This window comes from Gymnodinialimonas phycosphaerae (assembly GCF_019195455.1).
Taxonomy (GTDB): Bacteria; Pseudomonadota; Alphaproteobacteria; order Rhodobacterales; family Rhodobacteraceae; genus Gymnodinialimonas; species Gymnodinialimonas phycosphaerae.
In genome coordinates, this window is the sequence record NZ_JAIMBW010000001.1 from 3,715,881 (window position 1) to 3,738,238 (window position 22,358).

The 22,358-nt window shown below is 63.1% G+C and carries 19 protein-coding genes; 13 read left to right on the plus strand and 6 right to left on the minus strand.

Annotated features, from left to right (window positions below):
- Window positions 1-82 precede the first annotated feature (82 nt).
- From boxC to KUL25_RS18630, 6 genes are all read left to right on the plus strand, one after another.
- Window positions 83-1,738 (plus strand): 2,3-epoxybenzoyl-CoA dihydrolase, encoded by a 1,656-nt coding sequence (boxC, locus tag KUL25_RS18605; RefSeq protein ID WP_257894261.1) that lies wholly within the window; start codon window positions 83-85, stop codon window positions 1,736-1,738.
- A gap of 82 nt (window positions 1,739-1,820) precedes the next feature.
- Complete coding sequence (gene boxB, locus KUL25_RS18610) at window positions 1,821-3,269, plus strand: benzoyl-CoA 2,3-epoxidase subunit BoxB (RefSeq protein ID WP_257894262.1); 1,449 nt, start codon at window positions 1,821-1,823, stop codon at window positions 3,267-3,269.
- 90 nt (window positions 3,270-3,359) lie between these two features.
- The gene (locus tag KUL25_RS18615; RefSeq protein WP_257894263.1) at window positions 3,360-3,818 is read left to right on the plus strand and encodes a flavodoxin domain-containing protein; all 459 of its coding nucleotides are present in this window, start codon (window positions 3,360-3,362) and stop codon (window positions 3,816-3,818) included.
- Window positions 3,818-4,261 carry an acyl-CoA thioesterase gene (locus tag KUL25_RS18620; protein WP_257894264.1) on the plus strand — a complete coding sequence of 148 codons (444 nt, stop codon included), beginning with the start codon at window positions 3,818-3,820 and terminating at the stop codon, window positions 4,259-4,261. Before KUL25_RS18615 ends, KUL25_RS18620 begins: the two co-directional genes overlap by 1 nt.
- A gap of 4 nt (window positions 4,262-4,265) precedes the next feature.
- Window positions 4,266-5,159: a helix-turn-helix transcriptional regulator gene (locus KUL25_RS18625; protein WP_257894265.1), complete on the plus strand. Its 894-nt coding sequence runs from the start codon at window positions 4,266-4,268 to the stop codon at window positions 5,157-5,159.
- Window positions 5,156-7,219, plus strand: coding sequence for a 3-hydroxyacyl-CoA dehydrogenase NAD-binding domain-containing protein (locus tag KUL25_RS18630; RefSeq protein WP_257894266.1), 2,064 nt, complete (start codon window positions 5,156-5,158; stop codon window positions 7,217-7,219). The genes KUL25_RS18625 and KUL25_RS18630 overlap by 4 nt, the downstream gene beginning before the upstream one ends.
- 90 nt (window positions 7,220-7,309) lie before the next feature.
- Here the strand turns inward: KUL25_RS18630 and KUL25_RS18635 are convergent, their stop codons facing one another.
- Complete coding sequence (locus KUL25_RS18635; RefSeq protein WP_257894267.1) at window positions 7,310-8,518, minus strand: cytochrome P450; 1,209 nt, start codon at window positions 8,516-8,518, stop codon at window positions 7,310-7,312.
- Window positions 8,519-9,065: 547 nt separating this feature from the next.
- Between KUL25_RS18635 and KUL25_RS18640 the strand changes: the two genes are divergently transcribed.
- The gene (locus KUL25_RS18640) at window positions 9,066-9,779 is read left to right on the plus strand and encodes a cobalamin B12-binding domain-containing protein (RefSeq protein WP_257894268.1); all 714 of its coding nucleotides are present in this window, start codon (window positions 9,066-9,068) and stop codon (window positions 9,777-9,779) included.
- 81 nt (window positions 9,780-9,860) lie between these two features.
- Here KUL25_RS18640 and KUL25_RS18645 read toward each other — a convergent pair whose 3' ends face one another.
- From KUL25_RS18645 to KUL25_RS18655, 3 genes are all read right to left on the minus strand, one after another.
- Entirely contained in the window at window positions 9,861-10,574 is a 714-nt protein-coding gene (locus KUL25_RS18645; RefSeq protein ID WP_257894269.1) for a helix-turn-helix transcriptional regulator, read from the minus strand.
- 156 nt (window positions 10,575-10,730) lie between these two features.
- A complete protein-coding gene (locus tag KUL25_RS18650) occupies window positions 10,731-11,105 on the minus strand; it encodes a VOC family protein (protein ID WP_257894270.1) in 375 nt (124 codons plus the stop codon).
- A 90-nt stretch (window positions 11,106-11,195) separates the two neighbouring features.
- Complete coding sequence (locus tag KUL25_RS18655) at window positions 11,196-11,756, minus strand: DUF1285 domain-containing protein (protein ID WP_257894271.1); 561 nt, start codon at window positions 11,754-11,756, stop codon at window positions 11,196-11,198.
- 158 nt (window positions 11,757-11,914) lie between these two features.
- On the opposite strand from KUL25_RS18655, the gene KUL25_RS18660 reads away from it, so the two are divergent.
- The 4 genes from KUL25_RS18660 to KUL25_RS18675 are packed head-to-tail and all read left to right on the plus strand — an operon-like array spanning window position 11,915 to window position 18,634.
- On the plus strand, window positions 11,915-12,922 hold the full coding sequence (locus KUL25_RS18660) for an AAA family ATPase (RefSeq protein WP_257894272.1): 1,008 nt from the start codon (window positions 11,915-11,917) through the stop codon (window positions 12,920-12,922).
- Window positions 12,919-13,806, plus strand: a complete 888-nt coding sequence (locus KUL25_RS18665) for a DUF58 domain-containing protein (protein WP_257894273.1) — start codon at window positions 12,919-12,921, stop codon at window positions 13,804-13,806. The genes KUL25_RS18660 and KUL25_RS18665 overlap by 4 nt, the downstream gene beginning before the upstream one ends.
- Window positions 13,806-16,565: a DUF4159 domain-containing protein gene (locus KUL25_RS18670; protein WP_257894274.1), complete on the plus strand. Its 2,760-nt coding sequence runs from the start codon at window positions 13,806-13,808 to the stop codon at window positions 16,563-16,565. The genes KUL25_RS18665 and KUL25_RS18670 overlap by 1 nt, the downstream gene beginning before the upstream one ends.
- A gap of 2 nt (window positions 16,566-16,567) precedes the next feature.
- Window positions 16,568-18,634, plus strand: a complete 2,067-nt coding sequence (locus KUL25_RS18675) for a hypothetical protein (protein ID WP_257894275.1) — start codon at window positions 16,568-16,570, stop codon at window positions 18,632-18,634.
- A 90-nt stretch (window positions 18,635-18,724) separates the two neighbouring features.
- Here KUL25_RS18675 and KUL25_RS18680 read toward each other — a convergent pair whose 3' ends face one another.
- On the minus strand, window positions 18,725-19,081 hold the full coding sequence (locus KUL25_RS18680; RefSeq protein ID WP_257894276.1) for a hypothetical protein: 357 nt from the start codon (window positions 19,079-19,081) through the stop codon (window positions 18,725-18,727).
- Between the two features lie 53 nt (window positions 19,082-19,134).
- The gene (locus tag KUL25_RS18685) at window positions 19,135-19,545 is read right to left on the minus strand and encodes a CopD family protein (protein ID WP_068358345.1); all 411 of its coding nucleotides are present in this window, start codon (window positions 19,543-19,545) and stop codon (window positions 19,135-19,137) included.
- A 139-nt stretch (window positions 19,546-19,684) separates the two neighbouring features.
- Here KUL25_RS18685 and KUL25_RS18690 point away from each other — a divergent pair, with 139 nt between their 5' ends.
- Window positions 19,685-21,130, plus strand: coding sequence for an FAD-linked oxidase C-terminal domain-containing protein (locus tag KUL25_RS18690; RefSeq protein WP_257894277.1), 1,446 nt, complete (start codon window positions 19,685-19,687; stop codon window positions 21,128-21,130).
- An 82-nt stretch (window positions 21,131-21,212) separates the two neighbouring features.
- The gene (locus KUL25_RS18695; RefSeq protein ID WP_257894899.1) at window positions 21,213-22,358 is read left to right on the plus strand and encodes an FAD-binding protein; all 1,146 of its coding nucleotides are present in this window, start codon (window positions 21,213-21,215) and stop codon (window positions 22,356-22,358) included.

Consider the following 22,358-nt stretch of genomic DNA (forward strand, 5'->3'; position numbering starts at 1 on the left):
TGGGGCAAAAAATTAGCATTATACCGCTTGCTTGACGCGCCCTTGGCGCTATTCTGCGTACATGCATAGGGAGAGCGCACGCATGTCCAAGGTCATCGATTTCCGGACCGATCCGTCGAAATACCGCCATTGGTCCGTCACGTACGACGGCCCCGTTGCCACTTTGACGATGGATGTGGACGAGGATGGGGGGCTGTTCGACGGCTACCAGTTGAAGCTGAATTCCTACGATCTGGGCGTGGATATCGAGCTGAACGATATCGTGCAACGGATGCGCTTCGAGCATCCCGAGGTGCGCGTCGTGGTCATGCAATCCGGCAAGGACAAGGTGTTTTGCGCCGGGGCGAATATCCGAATGCTCGGTGGTGCGGCTCATTCCCACAAGGTCAACTTCTGCAAATTCACTAACGAGACGCGCAACGCCTACGAAGCGGCCGAAGAGGAATCCGGCCAGAAATACGTGGCAGCCATCAAGGGCGCCTGCGCGGGCGGCGGGTATGAGTTGGCCCTGGCGTGCAACCACATCATGCTGGTGGATGATGCGACGTCGTCTGTTTCCTTGCCAGAGGTGCCATTGCTGGCGGTCTTGCCCGGCACTGGCGGGCTGACGCGGGTCACCGACAAGCGCATGGTGCGCCGTGATCTGGCGGATGTGTTCTGCGCCACGGAAGAAGGCGTGAAGGGCAAGCGGGCCGTCGATTGGCGGCTTGTGGACGAAGTTGTACCCAATTCGAGGTTTGACGAGGTCGTCGCGGCACGCGCGGCGGAGTTCGCCGCCGCGGATCCGCGCGACGCAACGGGCATCACCCTGGGGCCGTTGGAGCGGACCGTGGCGGAAGATGGCTCGATCGCCTACGGGTTCGTGGAGGTCAGCGTCGATCGCGCGGCGCGCACGGCGGTGATCACGCTGAAGGGGCCATCTGACGCGGCACCTGCCGATATGGAGGCGCTGCACGCGCAGGGCGATCAGGCCTATTTGCTGCGGCTGGCGCGTGAATTCGAGGATGCGATCCTGCATCTGCGCCTCAATGAAATGGAATGCGGCTTGTGGACCCTGCGCACGCAGGGTGATCCAGAGCTGTTGGCGGCCCATGAGGCGGTCTTGCGCGACGGTGGCGACCATTGGCTGGCATCGGAAATCCGGACCTACTGGAAGCGGACGTTGAAGCGGTTGGATGTGACGTCGCGCAGCCTCGTGACGCTGGTAGAACACGGCAGCTGTTTCGCGGGCGTGTTGGCCGAGCTGATCTGGGCCTCGGACCGCAGCTACATGATGGAAGACGAGTTCGAGGGCGATAATCGCCCGATGGCGACGATCACGCTGACCGAGGACAACTTTGGCACATATCCGATGGGCAACGGCCTGACCCGGCTACAGACGCGCTTTCTGGCGCAGCCGGAAGCGGTGGAGGCGATGCGCGAGCAGATCGGCGAGGCGCTGGAAGCGGAGGAGGCTGACGGGATGGGGCTTGTGACGATGATTATGGACGACATCGATTGGGAGGATGAGGTCCGCATCATTCTGGAAGAGCGGGCATCCTTCAGCCCCGATGCAATGACGGGCATGGAGGCGAACCTGCGCTTTGCCGGTCCCGAAACGATGGAGACACGGATCTTCGGGCGCCTGACCGCTTGGCAGAACTGGATTTTCAACCGCCCCAACGCGGTGGGTGAGAACGGTGCGTTGCAGCGATACGGCAGCGGCATCCGCGGTGATTACAACATGGAGCGCGTGTGAAGCGCCTCTAGCCAGGGCCCGGTCTACGGGTCGTCACAAATGTAGACCGGGCCAAGGTCCGGGTTTCAACAGGAGACATCAGATGAGTGCTTTGGACGTAGAATACGACACGCTAATTCCCAACAACGTGGGTCTTGGGAAGGACCGGAAGGTTCTCAAGGCGCTGGAAAAGTGGCACCCCGGCTACCTTGATTGGTGGAACAAGCTGATCCCGCAGAACTTCCAGGAGAGTATGGTCTACCTGCGCACCGCCGTATCCGTGGACCCCAAGGGATGGGCCAAATTCGACTACGTGAAGATGCCCGAGTATCGCTGGGGCGTCTTGCTTGCCCCTGAAGTGGACGGTCGTACCATCCCGTGTGGCGAACATGCAGGTCAGCCCGCGTGGCAGGAGGTCCCGGGCGAATACCGCAACATGCTCAAGCGCCTGATCGTCATTCAGGGCGATACCGAGCCGGGCAGCGTGGAGCAGCAGCGGTTCCTGGGCCTTACCGCGCCGTCGCTTTACGACATGCGCAACCTGTTCCAGGTGAACGTCGAAGAAGGCCGCCACCTCTGGGCGATGGTCTATCTGCTGCAGAAATACTTCGGCAAGGACGGCCGCGAAGAGGCGGACGATATGCTGCGCCGGTCCTCCGGGTCCGAAGAAGCGCCGCGGATGCTGGGCGCCTTCAACGAGGAAACGCCGGATTGGCTGAGCTTCTTCATGTTCACCTATTTCACCGACCGCGATGGCAAGATGCAGCTGGAAAGCCTTGCGCAATCGGGCTTCGACCCGCTGTCGCGTACCTGCCGCTTCATGCTGACAGAAGAAGCGCACCACATGTTCGTGGGCGAAACCGGCGTGGGCCGGATCGTGCAACGCACCTGCGAGGCTATGGTGGAGGCGGGGATCACCGACCCTTATGACATCGGTCGCGTGCGGAATTTGGGTGTGATCGATCTGCCGACGATCCAGAAAAAGCTGAACATGCACTACTCGCTGTCGCTTGATCTGTTCGGGCAGGAGGTCTCGACCAACGCCGCCAATGCGTTCAACGCAGGCGTCAAAGGCCGGTACATGGAGATGCGGATCGACGATGATCACCGCCTGACCGATGCCACTTACACGGTGAAACTGATCGAGGATGGCAAGATCCTCGACAAGGAAGTGCCGGCGCTGACCGCGATCAACATGCGCCTGCGCGATGATTACATTCGTGACGCATCCGGTGGTCTGCGCCGGTGGAACAAGATGATCCAGCGCACGGGGATCGAGTTTGAACTCAAGCTGCCGGATCAGGCGTTCCACCGTCAGATTGGTGTCTTTGCGGCGATCAAGGCGGACCCGGAGGGCAACTTGATCAGTCAGGCCGATTGGGACGCGCGCGCCCTTGAGTGGTTGCCAACGGCCGATGACGGCGCGTTCATCCAATCGCTGATGGTGCCCTGCTATGAGCCCGGAAAATACGCCAGCTGGATCGCGCCGCCCAAGGTCGGCATCGACAACAAGCCGGGCGATTTCGAGTACGTCAAACTGCACATGGCATGAGGTATGGGGCGGTTGGGGTGACCCTCGACCGCCCTGTCGTGGACCGGGCCTTGGCCCGGGACCTGCCCGTTGAGACAAGGACTGACCCTGATGAAGTTACACTTTCTGTTTGGCACGGAGACGGGCTCTGCCGAGATGCTGTGCGAGGATATCCGCGATGATCTGGGCGATGCGTTTGAGTGTGAGATCACGTCGCTTGGCGATGTTGACCCGACCACGCTGGACGCCGACACGTTCTACTTTTTCGTCTCGTCCACCTATGGCAACGGCGACCTGCCAGTGACCGCGCAACCCTTCTATGATGCGATCGTGGAGAAGGGCATTGATCTGTCCCACGTCCGTTTCGCAATCTACGGCCTGGGCGACATGGTCTTCGCTGAGACTTTCGCCTTCGGCTCCAAAACGCTGATGGAGAAGTTGTTGGAACAAGGCGCAACCATGATCGGCGAACGCTGCGTTCACGATGCCTCGTCGCCGGATCTGCCAGAGGATCTGGGCATCCCTTGGGCCCATGATGTGATTGCACAGCTCAAAGCGCGGGCGGCCTGATGTCCGCGCGCCCTGGCTCGGCCTTCGTCCATGATGTTCGCGTCACCTGGGGCGATTGTGATCCCGCCAAGATTGCCTACACCGGGCGCTTGCCATGGTTCGCGCTGGACGCGATTGATGCCTGGTGGTCCGAAATTCACGGTCCCGGCGGCTGGTATCATCTGGAACTGGACACCAATGTTGGCACCCCCTTCGTGCGGCTGGAGATGGATTTCAGATCTCCGGTGACGCCGCGCCATATCCTCAAGTGTCACGTCTGGCCCACCCGTCTCGGTACCAAGTCGATCACCTTCCGTGTCGATGGCGTGCAGGATGGTGTGACCTGCTTCGAGGGCGCGTTCACCTGCGTTTTCATCATCGCGGATCAGTTCAAGTCCCAAGCGGCACCGGAGCACCTGCGTGCGTTGATCGAACCCCATATTCCGGCCATCGAAAAGGCGTAGCGCCATGTCCAGCGAAGACCGCCATCCCCCTGTCGCGTTAGATGCTTCCATCCTTGCGTTGCAGGGTCGCGTCGGCGACCGCGTGCGCGGTGCGCGTACGGCACGGGGCATGTCGCGGCGCGTGTTGTCCGAGGTCTCGGGCGTATCGCCGCGCTACCTTGCGCAGTTGGAAGGGGGCGAGGGCAACATTTCCATCGGGCTGTTGTTTCGGGTCGCCGAGGCGTTGGGCGTTTCGATGGAAATGCTCATTTCCCCCGGTGACTTGACCGCCGAAGCCCGGCGCATGGCAGAGGCTTTCGTGGGTGCCGATCTGGCCACGCAAGCGCAGGTCCGCACGCTTTTGTCCGGGGCGGCGACGAAGGCCGGGCGGGTATGCCTGATCGGTTTGCGGGGTGCGGGAAAGTCGACCCTTGGCGCGGCGGCGGCCAAGGCGCTGGACGTACCCTTCATCGAGTTGAACCGCGCCATCGAGGCGGCGGGTGGCATGCCGATCAGCGAAATCATGGGGCTTTATGGTCCCGAGGGGTATCGGCAGCTGGAGGCCGACGCCCTCAACAAGATCGTGGCCGAGCAGGACCGCGTGGTGGTTGCGGTAGCGGGCGGAATCGTTGGTGATTCACAGACTTTTGAACGCCTGCTGGACCGGTTTCACACGGTGTGGCTCAAGGCCTCGCCGGAAGAACACATGGCCCGGGTGCGCGCACAGGGCGACACGCGCCCGATGGAAGGCAACCCGCAAGCGATGGCGCAATTGCGCCTGATCCTGACCAGCCGAGAGACCGAGTACGCCCGCGCCGATGCGGTTCTGGACACCGGCGGGCAAGGTGTTTCCGCGTCGCTTGCCGCACTGTTGGCGTTGATCGATCGCAACCGATTCATTCCAAAGGACATGCCATGAGCGTTCGCTGTATCCAAGACGGTCTGACGGGCTTCGTCACCCTCGACAATCCGCCGGTGAACGCCATTGGACGCGAGATGCGGCAAGGGTTGCTGGAGGCGGTGGCATGGGCCGAGGGGCTGAACCTCGACCGGGTGATCGTGACCGGTGCAGGGCGAGCCTTTGCGGCCGGTGCCGACGCTAAGGAATTCGACGGCCCGCCACTGGAGCCGTATTTGCCCGATGTGCTCGACGCGATCGAGCGGTCGTTCGTGCCGTGGATCGCCGCGATTAACGGCGTGGCACTGGGCGGCGGGGCCGAGATCGCGCTGGCGTGCCGAATGCGCATCATGGGGCCAGGGGCGCAGATCGGCCTGCCCGAGGTCACGCTTGGTGTGATCCCCGGCGCGGGCGGCACCCAGCGCGCGATGCGGCTTTGTGGGTTGGAGACGGCGTTGGAGTTGATCGCCTTCGGCAAGCCAATGGGCGCCAAGGCGGCTTTGGCGGCGGGCTTGGTTCATGCCGTTGAAGACGATCCGGTGGAGGCCGCTGATATGGTCAATACGGAAGAACTGCTTTGCGTGGTGCCGACGTGGGAACTCCCGGCGCCCGAGATGGACGTGGCCGCGTTCTCAGCGGTCCGGGAAAATCTGGCGAAGCGGTCGCCGGGGCAGATCGCGCCGCACCGCGCGGTGGAGGTAATGGAGGCCGGTCTGGGGCTGGACTTCGCGGAGGCCATGGCGCTGGAGCGGGCCACGTTTCTGGATCTGAAAAGCGGTGACCAGTCTCGTGCCCTACGGCATATGTTTTTCAGCGAGCGGGCGGCGAAGGCGCCTGCGGATTTGCCCGCCGCGCCCCAGATCACTCAGGTCGCGGTGGTCGGCGGCGGCACAATGGGGGCGGGTATCGCCTACGCCTGCCTGTCGGTCGGACTGTCCGTGGTATTGCTGGAAACAGACGCCGATGGTGTTGCGCGGGCGACGGAAAATGTCGAACGGTTGATCGTGGCGGGGCTCAAGCGGGGGCGGTTGGACGACAGCAGCGCTGAGGTGTTGCGCGCGCGGCTGGTGATCACCGACGATTACGGGGCGGCCTCCGGGTCGAGCCTTGCCATTGAGGCGGCGTTTGAGGCGATGGAGGTTAAGAAAGAGATCTTCGCCAAACTCGATGCAGCCCTGCCCGCCGACACCATTCTGGCGACCAACACGTCCTATCTGGACATTGATGAGGTTGCCGCAGGCACGAAGGACCCGTCCCGCGTGTTGGGCCTGCACTTCTTTGCCCCCGCGCACATCATGCGTCTGCTGGAGATCGTCCAGGGTGCGCAAACCGGCGACCGGGCTTTGGCGATGGGCTTTGGCCTTGCCAAATTACTGAAGAAGGTGCCTGTTCTGGCCGGTGTTTGCGATGGCTTTATCGGCAATCGTATTTTCAGCCGCTACCGCGAAGAGGCGGACTTCCTGCTGATGGATGGCGCCGTGCCTTGGGAGGTTGACGAGGTGATGGAGGCCTTTGGCTACGCCATGGGACCCTACGAGGTCGGTGACCTCTCGGGTCTCGACATTGGGTTCGCCAACCGCCGCAGGCAGGACGCCACGCGTGACCCGAAGCGGCGCTATGTTCCGATCGCCGACCGGATGGTGAATGAGGGGCGCTTGGGTCGGAAGACCAGTGTCGGCTGGTATCGCTATCCCGGTGGCGGCGGCAAGGTTGTGGACCCTCTGATCGAGGATCTGATCGCGGAGGAAGCCCATTTCGCGGGGGTCACTCGTGCGGAGATTCCCGATGATGTCGTGCGCGAGCGGTTGCTGCTGGCGATGATCAATGAGGCGGCGAATATCCTGGGTGAAGGCATCGCGCACTCTGCCGCTGACATCGATCTTGTCACGGTGTTCGGGTATGGCTTCCCCCGTTGGCGCGGTGGCTTGATGCACTTTGCGGATGCATGGGGCGTTGTGGAAATAGTGGAAAAACTGCGCCTGCTGGAGGCTCAGGATCCGGTGGTTTGGGCGGTCAGCCCGGTGTTGGCGGAATGTGCTGCTGCCGGAATGGCGCTGACGGATTGGCGCGCCAAGGGCTGAAAATTCCTTGCAAGGAATTTTCCAAAGCCTTGCAAGGCTTTGGTTACCAGGCTTTTGCAAAAGCCTGTTCAGACCCTTGCGAGGGTCTGTTTACCGCACGCGGATCGGCAGTGACGTCCATCCGCGAAACCGTGCAAGGCCGAGCCGTTTCCCGGGGCCGTTTTGGGCAAGTCGCGGAAAGCGCTGCACGAAGTCGCCCAAGGCGATCTTTCCCTCCATTCGCGCCAGCGACGCGCCAAGGCAGACGTGGATGCCGGTGATGAAGGCGATGTGCGGATTGGGTTTTCGGCTGATATCCAGGCGGTCTGGGTTGGAAAAGACCTCGGGATCGCGGTTGGCGGCGGCAATGGAGGTGTGGATGTAGGTGCCTTTGCGCACCAAGGTGCCGGAGGGCAGGGTGACGTCCTCACTGGCCAACCGATTGCCGATCTGCAGCGGGCTTTCCATCCGCAGAGTTTCCTCCACCGTCGTGCCGATCAGGGAGGGGTCCTCCTTGAGGCGGCGATGCTCTTCCGGATTGCACATCAGCAGTGAAATGGCATTGCCGACGAAGGAGGTCGTCGTTTCGTGCCCGGCGTTGAGCAGGAAGATACAATTCTGGATCAGCTCTTCCTGGGTCAGGGTTCGGCCGTCATGCTCTCCAAAAATCAGCGCCTCCAGCACTTCTCCTTCGGCGGCTGCATCGGGGTGCGCGCGGCGGTGGTTGATCAACTCGTCCAGGATCGCGCCGAATTCCACAACGGCGCGGTTACCAGCGTCCATCTGGGCTTGCGACACCACCGGGTCAAGCGCACCGAGAATAGCGGTGGAATACCCCCTCAACTGGGTGCGGTAGGCTTCGGGCACGCCAAGCATGATAGAGATGATCTCCGTCGGCAGCATCATCGCGAAATCGGCGATCAAGTCCAGCTCGCCAAGATCCTCGACCCGGTCCAGCAGGCGCGCCACGATCCGCTCGATCGCGCGTTCCATTTCTTTCAGTTTCCGCGGTGTGAAAGCCCCGGCGATCAGTTTGCGCACGACCGTGTGGTAAGGGGGGTCGTTGAAGATCAGCGACGTCGTGTGGTGGAGCTTCAGAGGGCATTCGCCGAATTTCTTCCCGAAGGCCTCGGTCTTGTCCGACAGCATGTCGGGGGCCCTGTAGGTGGCGAGGCAATCGTCATGGCGCGTCAGGAAAACCGACCCGTCTGCGTTGCGATGCACCGGTGCTGCGCGGCGCAAGGCTGCCAACGTCGAATAGGGATCCTCGATGAAGGCGGCGTCGATCTTGTTGAGATCGAATCCTGAGATGTCCGTCATGTGCTGAGCTCCCTTGATTGCGGTAGTATTGGGAACCGCATCCGCAGCCGCAAGGGGGCAATATAGAAGAACTCGCTTCGACGGGCGGTGGCGTTTAGCCGGGCCGGGGATCTGTGTCTCAGCCACGTTGCGGGTGCTTGCGGGGTTGGCAGAGGGTACCCCCACGGGCAGCGGGTCCGAAGACCTGAAAAGCGTGGCGGGCGAAAATTTCGCGAAAGCGCATGGGTACCATGGTGTAGCCCTAAGCCTTGCAAATCAAACGGTTGCAGAGGTTTCCCCGGCCAATGGCCTGCGGGAAATGTCAAGTTGACCTCCCATGTAGTGTAAGCTTTTATTGACACTCGGAATGAAAGCCGTGGTATACAGTGATAGACTGCATGGGGCCGATGCTTCTTCTGACCAGAAGCGTTCATGTGCTGAGGTCAAGGGGAGATCGACCATGATCAATCAAGCCAACTTCGAACGTCGCCCTGATATACAAGAGCTATCTTCGGCCGTTCGAGACTGCCTTGCGGAAGATCCCATTCTTCATCTTGCCCGCCAAGCCATGGCCAAAGTGGTAGCGGAATCGCGCGACACCGCCGCGCGGCAGCAAACCCTGGGTCAGACCCCGTCGCCCCATATCTCGGAATTGGCCAGTGCCCTTGCTGATACGGATCATTCGGTGGCCGAAGCGCGGATCGCTGAGCTGTTGAAAGCAGGCGTGGGTGTGCCGGATCTGTGTCTGGAACATCTGGCCCCCGCTGCCCGCGAATTGGGAGAGCGGTGGGAACGTGATGCATTGCAATTTGCCGATGTCACAATGGCAACCGCCCGGATTCAATCGATTCTGCGCAGTATTCCTTCGACGCACAAGGCCAAGGCCGGACCGTCCGAGGGCGGCGCGCTCTTTGCCGCTGTCCCCGGCGAGGCACACACCCTGGGCGTCATCATGGCCGCCGATCATTTCCGCAGGATGGGGTGGGATGTGGGTCTTCTGATCGGTATGGAGCATGGGGAGTTGTGCCGGAGAATTGCAAAGGATGACCGCACGGTCATCGCGCTCAGCTGCGCTGGTCGCCATTCTGCCCCCGCATTGCACATGCTTGTGGAGGAGCTTCGCGGATTACGCCCGGATATTGGCATTGTCCTGAGTGGCAATGTCCTCAACGACAAGGCCGTGATGCAAAGCCTGCCCCGTTTCGACGGGGTTGTTGACGGCTTGGCGACGGCAGAGAAGGTCTTGAACGGCGTTGCCGAGGCCGCATTGGTCTCGGGCTGACCGCGACCTGCGGCCCGGATCGTTTGGTAAGGCTGTTATCCGCGCCATCTTGCGTTGAAGCGGGGCAAGGCCCGTCTCGCCTCACTCCCTGCAAGGGCCTCTCATACTACGATGGTTCTGATCGAACTGCGTTTCGTAGAAGTGTTCCAACGTTTGGTCGGGTTCCGGGATGAAAGATCCCAGGCTGCGGGCGTCAAGGATCCGGTCGAGACGAAACATCCGGAAGGCTTGGCGCAATTCACACCATGCGACGAGGGTCCAGACCGAGCCCCAGAACCAAAGGCCCAAGGGGCGTAGAATGCGTTCCGTGGCGGCCCCCTTGTCATCACGGTAGTCGATTGCGAGGCGTTCGGGCGCCTGGATTGCGGCCTCGACGGTGTCGATGGTGGCGCGGGTTCTGGTGTCGAGCGGATTTGTCGTCCAGGCCTCGAACCGCAGACGCTCGGCCCGCGTGCGGGTGGCGTCCGGCAAAACGGCGGTGATCTTGTCGAGCGCGCTTCCCGCCCCGCGCGCCATCGAGGTGCCGCCCCAGGTCTGCAGCATCCGTGCGCCGACGCCCAGCGCGACGATTTCCTCTTCGGTAAACATCAGTGGCGGCAGGTTGTAGCCGTCGCGCATCATGTAGCCCAGGCCTGCCTCGCCATCGATTGGCACGCCCGAGCCCTGCAAGTGGGCGATATCGCGGTAGATCGTACGCTCGGACACCTCCATCGCCTCGGCCAGGGCGCGGGCGGTGGTCAGCTTGCCGGGACGCAAACGGTCGATCAGTCGGAAGAGGCGGTCAACACGGCGCATGGGACGAGGCTACCTCGCAGGGAGAGAGGGGGGAAGGGCCCCGCGCGCAAGGCGAGCATGGCGCGCGGGGCCGGTGGCGGGAATGAGTTGTATTTGGCAAGATGAAAGGGGAGCCCGGCGCGAACGGGACAGCATCGCGCCGGGCGGATAGTAGGATCACCCGTTGAACTTGAACATGCCGAGCGAGTTGCCGTCGATGTCACGGGCATAAAAGAAGTTGCCCGGCGGGATCTGAATGTCGGGGCTTTCCACTTCACCGCCCGCCGCGATGATCCGTTCGCGCGCCGCATCAAGGCTGTCTCCCACAACCAGATGTATGGTGGCGCCTTCGCGGGACGGCTTGCCGGGGTAGAGATGCCCGCCAATGCCGGGGGTGTCATCGTTGAACGGCAGCATAACCATCGGGTTCGGGCCGGTGTTGTCGATGCTGAGATCCTGTTGCAGGACCGCGCCGTAGAAAGCCATGGAGGCATCCAGATCGCTGACCGCGATTTCGAACCAGCAGCCGCAGTTTTGAGCAGGGTTGGACATGGGTTTTTTCCTTCATTCCTATGTTGATGAAGGTGGTCTAACGGACCCCTCCTGACAGCGTCGTGTCAGGAGCGTGTCAGGGATTTCAAATTAAATTTCCAGCTCGGCCATCGGGATGATCGGGAAGAAGCAACCGCGTGACCAGACGCCGAACATAGGCGTGCCGTCGAGATCGTGCGCCTCACCCATATCCACGAGGCGGTAGAAGCTTTTGCGGTCGATCAACGCCTCAAGGCCCGCCCGGATATGAACGTAGGGGGAGGGTTCTCCACCCGCGTCGCGTTCGACACGGATCGCATGGCCCTCGCCCGCTGTCACAGTATCGCCGACGTTGGTGGTGAAGGTGATGCCATCATCGGTTTGCTCGATATCGACGGCCACGAAAGGCGCATCGACGACGCGTATTCCGACTTTCTCCACCGGCGTCACAAGGAAATACTTGTCCCCCTCGCGCTTCAGGATCGTCGAGAACAAACGCACCAGCGGTTTCCGGCCAATCGGCGTGCCCTCATAAAACCACGTCCCGTCGCGACGGATCTCCATGTCCAGATCGCCGCAAAAATCCGGATTCCACAGGTGAACGGGCGGAAGTTTGCCTTGTTTTGCGGCATCTTGCGCGGCTTTAAGCAATTGATCGGTGGCGGGTGTCATGGCGATGATGTCCTTCTGACCCTTTCGGTTACGGTTTTTCACAAGTCGCGACCCCCTGGTCACGATCTTTTGTCCCTCATTCCCTTTTGCCATTTGTGGTCAGAGGAATAGGTCTGTTACCTGTGTAGCTATATTTAACACTCACGTGGAGCATTGCCATGGCCGACACCGAATCCCTTGTCGCTGAGATTGAAGCGCTCGGCGCGAAACTGGGCGAGGCGAAGACCTCGATCGCGCAGCGGATCATCGGGCAGGAAGAGGTGGTGGAGCTGGCGCTGTCGGCGATGCTGTCGGGCGGTCACGCGCTGCTTATGGGTCTGCCGGGCCTGGGCAAGACGCTGTTGGTGGACACGCTGTCGACGGTCATGGGCCTGTCGGCCAACCGCGTGCAGTTCACCCCGGACCTGATGCCTGCGGATATCCTCGGATCAGAGGTGTTGGAGACGGCGGACGATGGCAGCCGCAATTTCCGGTTCCTTGAGGGGCCGGTTTTTTGTCAGCTCTTGATGGCCGATGAGATCAACCGCGCCTCGCCCCGGACGCAATCGGCGCTTTTGCAGGCGATGCAGGAAAAGGAAGTGACGATCGCGGGGGAACATCGTCCGCTGCCCGCGCCGTTCCACGTGCTGGCGACCCAGAACCCGATCGAGCAGGAGGGGACCTATCCGCTTCCCGAAGCGCAGTTGGACCGCTTCCTTGTGAAAATTGACGTGCCCTACCCGGACCGCGACACCGAGCGGGGGATTCTGATTGCCACCACCGGCATGGACCAGGCCGCGGCGAAAGAGGTCTTTACCCCGCAAGAGTTGATCCGCGCCCAGAATGTGGTGCGGCAGATGCCGGTGGGCGAGGCGATTGTCGAGGTGATCCTTGATCTCGTCCGCGCCTGCCGCCCGCACGAGGCCGATGCGCCGGATATCGTCAAGCGCACCGTCGCTTGGGGCCCCGGCCCCCGCGCAGCGCAGGCCTTGATGCTGACCGCGCGCGCCCGCGCGTTGCTGGACGGGCGCCTTGCGCCCTCGGTCGAGGATGTCGCGGCGCTGGCCCGTCCGGTTCTGGGTCACCGAATGGCACTGTCCTTCTCGGCCCGCGCGGAAGGGGCAGAGCTGGAGCAGGTGATCGACGAGGTCACCGCCCGCGTCACCCGGATCGAGGCTGCGGCTTGAACGAACTTTCCCGCCACTCGCCTGACTCTCTGCGATCCAGGTCCGAGGCCGTTGCGGCCTCGCTTCCGCCGCTGATGGCCGATGCACAGCATCTGGCCGCGACGGTTCTTCTTGGGGTGCATGGCCGTAAACGGGCAGGGACGGGGGATGAATTCTGGCAGTATCGCCCGGCCGAACAGGGGGACAGCTATCGGTCCATCGACTGGCGGCGTTCTGCGCGGTCGGACGGGCATTTCCTGCGTCAAACCGAATGGCAGGCCGCGCAATCGGTGATGATCGGCGTGGATGATGCGGCGTCGATGACCTATGCGGGCGCGAAATCGCGTCCCTCCAAGTTGCGCCGGGCGCAGACGCTTGCGATGGCGTTGGCAATCATTGCTGTGCGTGGCGGAGAACGCGTTGGCCTGACGCATCTGGCGGAACCGCCCCGCGGCGGGCAGGCGCAATTATTGCGCATGGCAACGGCCCTGATGGATGGCGTGGATCGCCCGGAATACGGCGCCCCCAAGCCGCAGGTCATGCCTGCGGGCGCGCGTGCGGTATTCTTCAGCGATTTCCTGGGGGACCCGGCGGCGATCGAAACTGTTCTGGGCCGCGCGGCAGATCGCGGCGTCGAAGGCGCCTTGGTGCAGATCCTAGACCCGGATGAAGAGGCTTTCCCCTTCGACGGGCGTACCCTGTTCGAAAGCATGTCTGGTACGATCCGGTTTGAGACGTTGAAGGCACGGTCCCTGCGCGAAGAGTACCTGTCGCGCCTGGCCGCGCGCAAAGATGCCTTGCGGGAGATGACCCGACGCACGGGGTGGCGGTTCCATGTCCATCATACCGATGCGCCCGCTGAACCCACGCTCCTGTGGCTCTATCAAGCGTTGGAGCGTCGCTGATGTTGAGCTCTGTCGGATTTGCCTCGCCGCTTCTTCTGCTGGCGCTGATCGCGCTGCCGCTGTTGTGGTGGCTGCTGCGCGCCGTGCCACCCGCCCCGATCAAGCGCCGGTTTCCGGGGATCGCGCTTCTGCTGGGGCTGACGGACGACGAAAGCCAGACCGACAAGACGCCTTGGTGGCTGTTGCTGTTGCGGATGGCCGCGATTGCGGCGGCAATCATCGGATTTGCGGGCCCCGTGCTGAACCCGCAAGAGCAACGGGCAGCGGGCGACGGGCCCTTGTTGATCGTGATGGACGGCTCGTGGGCCTCGGCACGGGATTGGCCTGCGCGGTTGGACCGGGTCGGCGTGTTGCTGGACGACGCCGCCAGGGCGGGTCGTGAAGTGGCCCTTGTGCAGTTGACGAACCCGCCGCCGGGTGCCCCGTCGTTTCAGGCGGCCAACGCCTTGGCGCCGCGGGTGCCGACGCTGGAACCTGCGCCTTACGGCCCCGATATGACCGCCGCCGCTGCGTGGGCGGCCACGTTGGAAGGCCCGGCGGAGGTTTTCTGGTTTTCCGACGGTGTCGCCTACGTCGATCGCGAGGATGTGGCGGACGCGCTGGCCGAACTTGGCCCGTTGTCGGTGTTCCAGGGCGACCGCGAGTTGATCGCGCTGGCACCGCCCCGGTTTGAGGACGGCATGGTGCGCGGCGATGTCTCGCGCCTTGGCGCAGAGACCCCGCGCGAGGTCACGATCGTGGCCCATGGCCTCGACCCTGCTGGCCTGCCCCGCGATCTTGCCCGCGGGTCTGCGACCTTTGATGCCGGAGAGACGGTAGCCCAGGTCGAATTCGACCTGCCACCGGAACTGCGCAACCGTATCACCCGGTTCGAGGTGTCCGGTGAACGTCACGCGGGCGCAATCGCCCTGACGGATGATGCCCTGCAACGTCGTCAGGTCGCGCTGATCGCGGCGGGCGCGGATGATGAGCAGCAGGCGCTTTTGTCGCCGCTGCATTACCTGCGCCAGGCGTTGGAGCCGACCGCAGACCTGATGGAGGGCACGTTGAGCGATATCCTTGTGGCCAGCCCAGATGTGATCATGCTGGCCGATATCGCGACCCTCTCGCCCGAGGAAGAGTCCGGCTTGATCGCTTGGGTGGAAAACGGCGGCCTGCTGGTGCGTTTTGCCGGGCCGCGCATGGCGGCCTCGGACCTCGCGCGCGATGAAGCCGGGCCGCTGATGCCTGTGCGCTTGCGCGTCGGTGGCCGCACCGTGGGCGGCGCAATGTCGTGGGGTGAGCCGAAAGACCTTCGTCCGTTCGAGGAAGGCTCTCCTTTTTTCGGGCTAGCGGTGCCGGGCGATGTGCAGGTCTCAAGCCAGGTCGTGGCGCAGCCTGACCCGAGTTTGAGTGAGCGCACGATTGCCTCGCTGTCGGACGGAACGCCCTTGGTGACACGGTCCAATCTGGGCCAGGGCTCTGTCATCCTGTTCCACGTCACGGCGAATGCGGAATGGTCGACGCTGCCCCTGTCGGGGCTGTTCGTGCAGATGTTGGAGCGCTTGGCGATTTCCACGCGCCCCGTGGCACCCGACGCTGAGGATCTGGAGGGGACGATCTGGACACCGGAAGAGGTCTTGGACGGCTTCGGCGTGTTGCGCGACGCGGGCACGCGGCCCGGCGTGGCGGGCGAGGTGCTGGCCTCTGCGCCCTTGTCGGCAGAGGTTTTGCCGGGGCTCTATTCGGGCGAAGATCGCCGCTTGGCGCGCAATGTCATGGCGCAGGACGCCGGGCTTGTGGCGGCGGAATGGCCCGCTGATGTGCCGGTCGAGGGGATGTCGGTGACGCTGCCCACGTATCTGATGGCAAGTTTCCTGACAGGTGCCTTGGTGCTGTTGTTGATCGACGCCATCGCGGCGCTTTGGCTGGCGGGACGCCTGGGCGGGCTGGCGCGCAGCGCCGCCGTTCTTGCGGCGGTTCTTGTCGTCTCAGCTCCCGTTGACGCACAGATGACCCCGGCGGAGGAACTGGCGCTTCTGGCCACGTCAGAGGCCACGCTGGCCTATGTGCTGACCGGTGACGCAGAAGTGGACGAGACCTCTCGCGCGGGGCTTCAGGGCTTGTCGAACACGCTTTTTCAGCGGACGTCAGTGGAACCCGCACCGCCCATCGGTGTGGATCTGGAACTGGATGAACTGGCGTTCTTCCCGATGATCTATTGGCCGATCACGCCGGGCCAAGAGATCCCCTCGGCCAATGCCTACCGCCGCTTGAACGATTATCTGCGCGGGGGCGGCATGATCGTGTTTGACACCCGTGACGCCCATGTGGGCGGTTTTGGTTCGGGCACACCCGAAGGCCGCCGCCTTCAGGTGATCGCAGCGCCGCTCGACATTCCGCCGCTGGAGCCGATCCCCGAGGATCACGTTCTGACGCGCACCTTCTACCTGCTGCAAGACTTCCCCGGCCGCCACATGTCGCGCGATGTCTGGGTCGAGGCCGCGCCGCCAGACGCGGAACAGATCGAAGGCATGCCGTTTCGCAACCTCAACGACGGTGTCACGCCGGTTCTGATCGGTGGCAATGATTGGGCGGCGGCATGGGCGCAGGATGAACGGGGGCGGCCCCTCTATCCCGTGGGCCGTGGCCAAACCGGAGAGCGCCAGCGCGAGATCGCGCTGCGGTTCGGGGTCAATCTGGTGATGCATGTCCTCAGCGGAAACTACAAATCCGACCAGGTCCATGTGCCTGCCTTGCTTGATCGGTTGGGGCAATGAACATGGCCAGCCAAATCCTTTTTGACCCGCATCTGGCGTGGCCCGTGATCTATGGGCTTGGCGCGGCGTTGGTCTTGATCATCGCGCTGTCGATCTGGCGTGGCCTTTCGGGCTGGCCCTATCGCCTTTTGGCGGGGGCCGCGCTTTTGGCGGCGCTGATCAACCCGTCCCTGCAAACCGAAGACCGGGAACCCCTGTCGGACATCGTCTTGCTTGTCGTTGATGAAAGCGCCAGCCAGCGGATCTCGGATCGCCCCGACCAAACGGCAGAGGCGTTGGCCGCGCTGGAGGCCGAGGTCGAAGCACTGGGGATGGAAACGCGGATTGCCCGCGTGGGCGACGCAGATGATAACTCGGGCACACTGTTGATGTCCGAGTTGCAACGCCTGATGGCGGAAGAGCCGCGCGCGCGCATCGCCGGGGCCTTGGTGATCACCGACGGACGGCTCCATGATCCAGAACTGGTGCCCGACATGCCCGTGCCGATCCATGCGCTGATCACCGGGCGTGAGATGGACTGGGACCGCCGCCTTGTGGTGGAAACGGCGCCCGCCTTCGGGATCATCGGGGAAGAGCTTTTGCTGACGATCCGCCTTGAAGATCAAGGCGCGGTGCCTGCGGGGCTGGAAGGCCGCTCGCAGATCGTGATTGCCGTCGATGGGGGCGCGCCCCAGACCTATGTGGTTCCCGTGGGTGAAAGCCTGGAGTTGCCCCTGACATTGGAGCACGCGGGCCAGAACGTGATCCAGTTCACCGTACCCGAGGCCGACGGCGAACTGACCACGCGCAACAACGCCGCCGTGGTCCAGATCAATGGCATCCGCGACCGCCTGCGCGTGCTGCTGGTATCCGGGGAGCCGCACCCCGGCCAGCGGACATGGCGGAACCTTTTGAAGTCCGACCCCTCTGTCGATCTGGTGCATTTCACCATTCTTCGGCCGCCCGACCGCCAGGACGGCGTGCCCGTGTCTGAATTGTCCCTGATCGCATTCCCGACGCGGGAGCTGTTCATGGAGCGGGTGGACGACTTCGATCTGATCATCTTCGACCGCTACCAACGGCGGGGTATCCTGCCGATGGTCTATATCGACAACATTCGCCGGTACGTGGAAGACGGCGGCGCCCTTTTGCTGGCGGCTGGCCCTGATTTCGCAGGCGCCTCGTCCCTCTATCGCACACCCTTGGCGGACATCCTGCCGGGCCGGCCCACGGCGCGGGTAATCGAAGAGCCTTACGTGCCAATGATCAGCACCTTGGGCGCGCGCCACCCGGTGACGACGGGGCTGGAAGGCGAGCATACGCCGCTTCCCGGCAGTGAGGACCCTTGGGGCCGCTGGCTGCGCCAGATCGAGTTGACCGAGCAGGGCGGGCAGACCGTGATGGAGGGCGTCGACGGCGCGCCCTTGTTGATGCTGGATCGCGTGGGGCAGGGGCGCGTGGCGCTGCTGGCCTCGGATCATGCGTGGTTATGGGACCGTGGCTATGAAGGCGGGGGGCCGCAGTTGGAACTGCTGCGTCGCTTGGCCCACTGGATGATGGGTGAGCCGGATCTAGAGGAAGAGGCGCTGGTAGCTGAAGTCGATGGTCAGACCATCACGATCACCCGCCGGACATTGGCCGATGAAGTGGGCAGCGTGATCGTCACGACACCCGATGGCGAACAGTTGGAAGTGCTGCTGGAGGAGACCGCGCCGGGCGCATTCACTGCCGAGATCGAGGGCGAGGAACAGGGCCTCTACCGCTTGGTGGAAGGTGATCTGGAGCGTGTCATCGCGCTGGGGCCCGCCGCGCCGCGCGAATTCGAAGTGACGATTGCGGGGGCGGAGCAGATTGATCCGCTACTGGAGGCCGAAGGCGGGCGCTCTGTGCGGCTGGAAGACGGTTTGCCTGATCTGCGACGCGTCTCTGAAGGGCGCACTGCGCATGGGCGCGGGTGGCTGGGGCTGACGACGCGAGAGGCTTACATCACGACAGATGTGACAGTGACGCCGTTCATTCAGGCCTGGGTCTTCCTGCTTCTGGCGGCGGGGCTGATGCTGGCGGGCTGGCTGCGCGAAGGCCGTCAGTAGAGGTTTCGCCGTGCCTTCGGCACGCGCGACGGTGGCGAGGGGGAAACCCCCTCGCGCTCCCCCAAACCCGCGTATCCATGGGACGTCAGGCTAGGTGTCGGGCAGGGCGAAAACGGTCGTATCCTCGGCCCATCCCTCAACCTTGGTGCGTGCGCGGATGAAGACCCGTGGTGTGCCCTCGGGGATCGAGATGCCGGAGGTCGAGCGGGTGAACGGTTGCTCCTGAACATGGGGATGTGCCAGGGGGCGGTCGCCGATCACAGTCCCATCGGCCAGTTCGACCCGCCATCCGTCGGCGTAGTCATCCCACCCGGTGTCGCCATGGGCGATCGTGACGTCGAAGCGCCAGCCGGTGGCGCCGGGAGTGGCCTCGATGCCCACGACTTGGGCGGGGTCTGAGAGCGCAGGAGAGGCGACAAGCAGCAATGGGATGATGTAACGTTTCATGCCGCCACAATACGTGCCCCCGTGCGAGGTGCTATCCACGATTGCGTGAGGGGTCAGAACGGCTTGTAAACCACAAGGATCAGCACGCCGATGGCACCAAAGACGCTGATCTCGTTGAAGACGCGTAGCCAGCGGTCGCTCTCGGTGAAAATGCCTTTGCGGGCCCTGAGCACCAGCCGCCCGGTCCAGCCATAATGCGCCGCCAACAACAGCACGACACAGATTTTCACCAACGACCACGTGGGCCAGCCCCAGAGGTAGGCCAGATACAATCCCGAGAGAATCGCGATCACGCCAAGCCCGAGCGAGAAGCGGTAGATGCGGATCGTCAGATCACCTGTGGGACCGAAGGTGCCTTGGGCCTCCCACTCTCGCTTCCAGAAAATGATCGCGCGGGGGGTGGCGAAGATACCGGTCATCCACCCGAAAACACACAACAGATGTAAGACTTTGACCCATTCCATGGGACACCTTCTGGTCAGGATCGCGTAGCGCCGCAAGATGCCACATTGCGCCGCGGCAAAAACAATTGCCTAATTTCCATATTGGTTATATTATTTTACCAATTAGTGGGATTTGCCCGCCGCAAGGGAGGATACGTCGATGGAAATGCCAACACCTGACGCCGGGATCTTGAACCGGAAAGCGCGGATCGTGGAACGGTTGGCAAGCGTGCTTCCCAAGACGGCGGTGATTGATGACGCGACGCAGACCAAGGCCTACGAATGCGACGCCCTGACCGCCTATAAGTGCCCGCCCCTTGCGGTTGTCCTTCCGGCGACGACGGCAGAGGTCGCGGCGGTGCTGAAGATCTGCCATCAGGAAGGGGTGCCGGTTGTCCCTCGGGGGTCGGGGACGTCGCTGGCCGGCGGCGCGCTGCCGACGGCGGACTCCGTGATCCTGGGCGTGGCGCGGCTGAACCAGGTGCTGGAGACGGACTATGAGAACCGGATCATCCGGGTGCAGTCCGGCCGCACCAACCTAAGCGTTACCGGCGCCGTGGAATCCGAGGATTTCTTCTATGCGCCCGACCCGTCATCTCAGTTGGCCTGTGCCATCGCGGGCAATATCGCGATGAACTCGGGCGGGGCCCATTGCCTGAAGTACGGTGTAACGACCAACAACCTTCTGGGTGTCACCATGGTGACGATGGAGGGCGAGATCCTGAAGATCGGCGGCGCGTACCTTGATAGCGGCGGTTATGACCTTCTGGGTCTGATCTGCGGCAGCGAAGGCCAGTTGGGCGTCGTGACCGAAGCCACCCTGCGCATCTTGCGCAAGCCCGAAGGCGCGCGACCCGTTCTGATCGGTTTCGACAGCAACGAAGTGGCGGGCGCATGTGTGTCCGACATCATCAAGGCGGGTGTTTTGCCCGTGGCGATCGAGTTCATGGACCGTCCGATCCTTGAGATCGCCGAGAACTATGCCAAGGCGGGCTACCCCGACTGTGAGGCGGTGCTGATTGTGGAGGTCGAAGGCTCGTCCGCTGAAATCGACGCGCAGCTTGGGCTGATCAAGCAGATCGCGCGGTCTCACAACCCGGTGGAACTGCGCGAGGCGGAGACGGCGGAAGAGGCTGCGCGGATCTGGCTTGGCCGCAAGAGCGCGTTCGGCGCGGTCGGTCAGGTGGCCGATTACATGTGCCTTGACGGGACGATCCCGGTGGGCGAACTGCCCCGCGTGCTCAAGGGCATCAAGGACATCGGCGACAAATACGGGTTGAAGGTCGGTAACGTGTTCCACGCGGGCGATGGCAACATGCATCCGCTAATCATGTTCGATGCCAACAAGCCCGGTGATCTGGAACTGTGCGAGCAATGCGGCGCCGATATCCTGACGCTCTGCGTTGAGGTCGGCGGTTGCCTGACCGGAGAGCACGGCGTGGGCGTCGAGAAGCGTGACCTGATGGGGGCACAGTTCACGCCGGCGGACATGGAAGCGCAGATGTGGGTGAAGGATGTGTTCGACCCCACATGGCTACTGAACCCTGCCAAGGTGTTCCCGTTGGAGACATCGCGCACCCGGCGCGAGCGGGATTTCGCCGCCTGACGGCGTCGACCGCGCTGGGGGGATTTCATCCCCCCAGACCCCCCGAGAGTTGTACTTGCAAGATGAAGGAGCGGGCAAGATGTTGAGCCCTGCCAATGAGGCTGAATTGAGCGATGCGGTGGCCGGTGCCTCGGGTGCGTTGCGGGTGGTGGGCGGCGGGACGCGTTCCATCGGCGCGGCACGTGCAGGGGAAGTCCTGTCGCTGTCCGAGCTTGTCGGGATCGAAATGTACGACCCCGGTGCTTTGACGTTGGTTGCGAAGGCGGGCACGCCTTTGGATGATATCGAGGCCGCCTTGTCGGCTGAGGGACAGATGCTGGCCTTCGAGCCCACGGATATGCGGGCGCTTCTGGGACGCGACGGCGCGTCGACCATTGGCGGCGTGGTGGCGGCAAATGCCTCTGGCCCGCGGCGTTTGCAGGCGGGCGCCTGCCGGGATTCCCTTTTGGGTGTGCGGTTCGTGGATGGGCGCGGCGACGTGTTGAAGAATGGGGGCCGGGTGATGAAGAACGTCACGGGCTACGACCTGGTGAAGCTGATGGCCGGGTCCTACGGCACCTTGGGTGTGATGTCTGAGGTGGCGCTGAAGGTGCTGCCGAAGCTGGACGGTGCAACAGTCGTCGTGCGTGACGCGGACGCGCTGGAGGTGATGACTCAGGCGATGATGTCGCCGTTCGAGGTTTCTGGCGCGGCGGCGATCCCTGGTGAAGGGGTGTTCCTGCGCCTGGAGGGGCTGGAGGTCTCGGTGCAATACCGCACCGAGAAGCTGCGCGCGCTTTTGGGTAAATTGGGTGAGATCGAGGTGATATCCGATCCTGCGCAATCCGCGGCCCTGTGGCGGCGCCTGCGCGATGTGACGGATTTCGCCGATGGCACAAGCGCCGTGTGGCGTGTGTCGATGAAGCCGTCAGACCTGATGTCTGGGCTGATGCCTGCGCTGGGGGGCGGCTTGGACGTGCAATACGATTGGGCGGGTGGCCTTGCATGGCTGCGGATGGGCACCGGGATAGATGATGCGCAGATCGTGGAGATGCACGAAGCGATCCAAACGGGCGTCACGGCCCATGGCGGTGGTCATGCCACGCTGTTCAAGGCGCCTGATGCCGTCCTGTCACGCGTCATCCCTTTCCAGCCGGAAACGCCCGGCGTTGCCCTGTTGGCAAAGGGGTTGCGGGCAAAGTTCGACCCCCGCGCCATTCTGAACCCCGGCCTGATGGGAGCTGCCTGA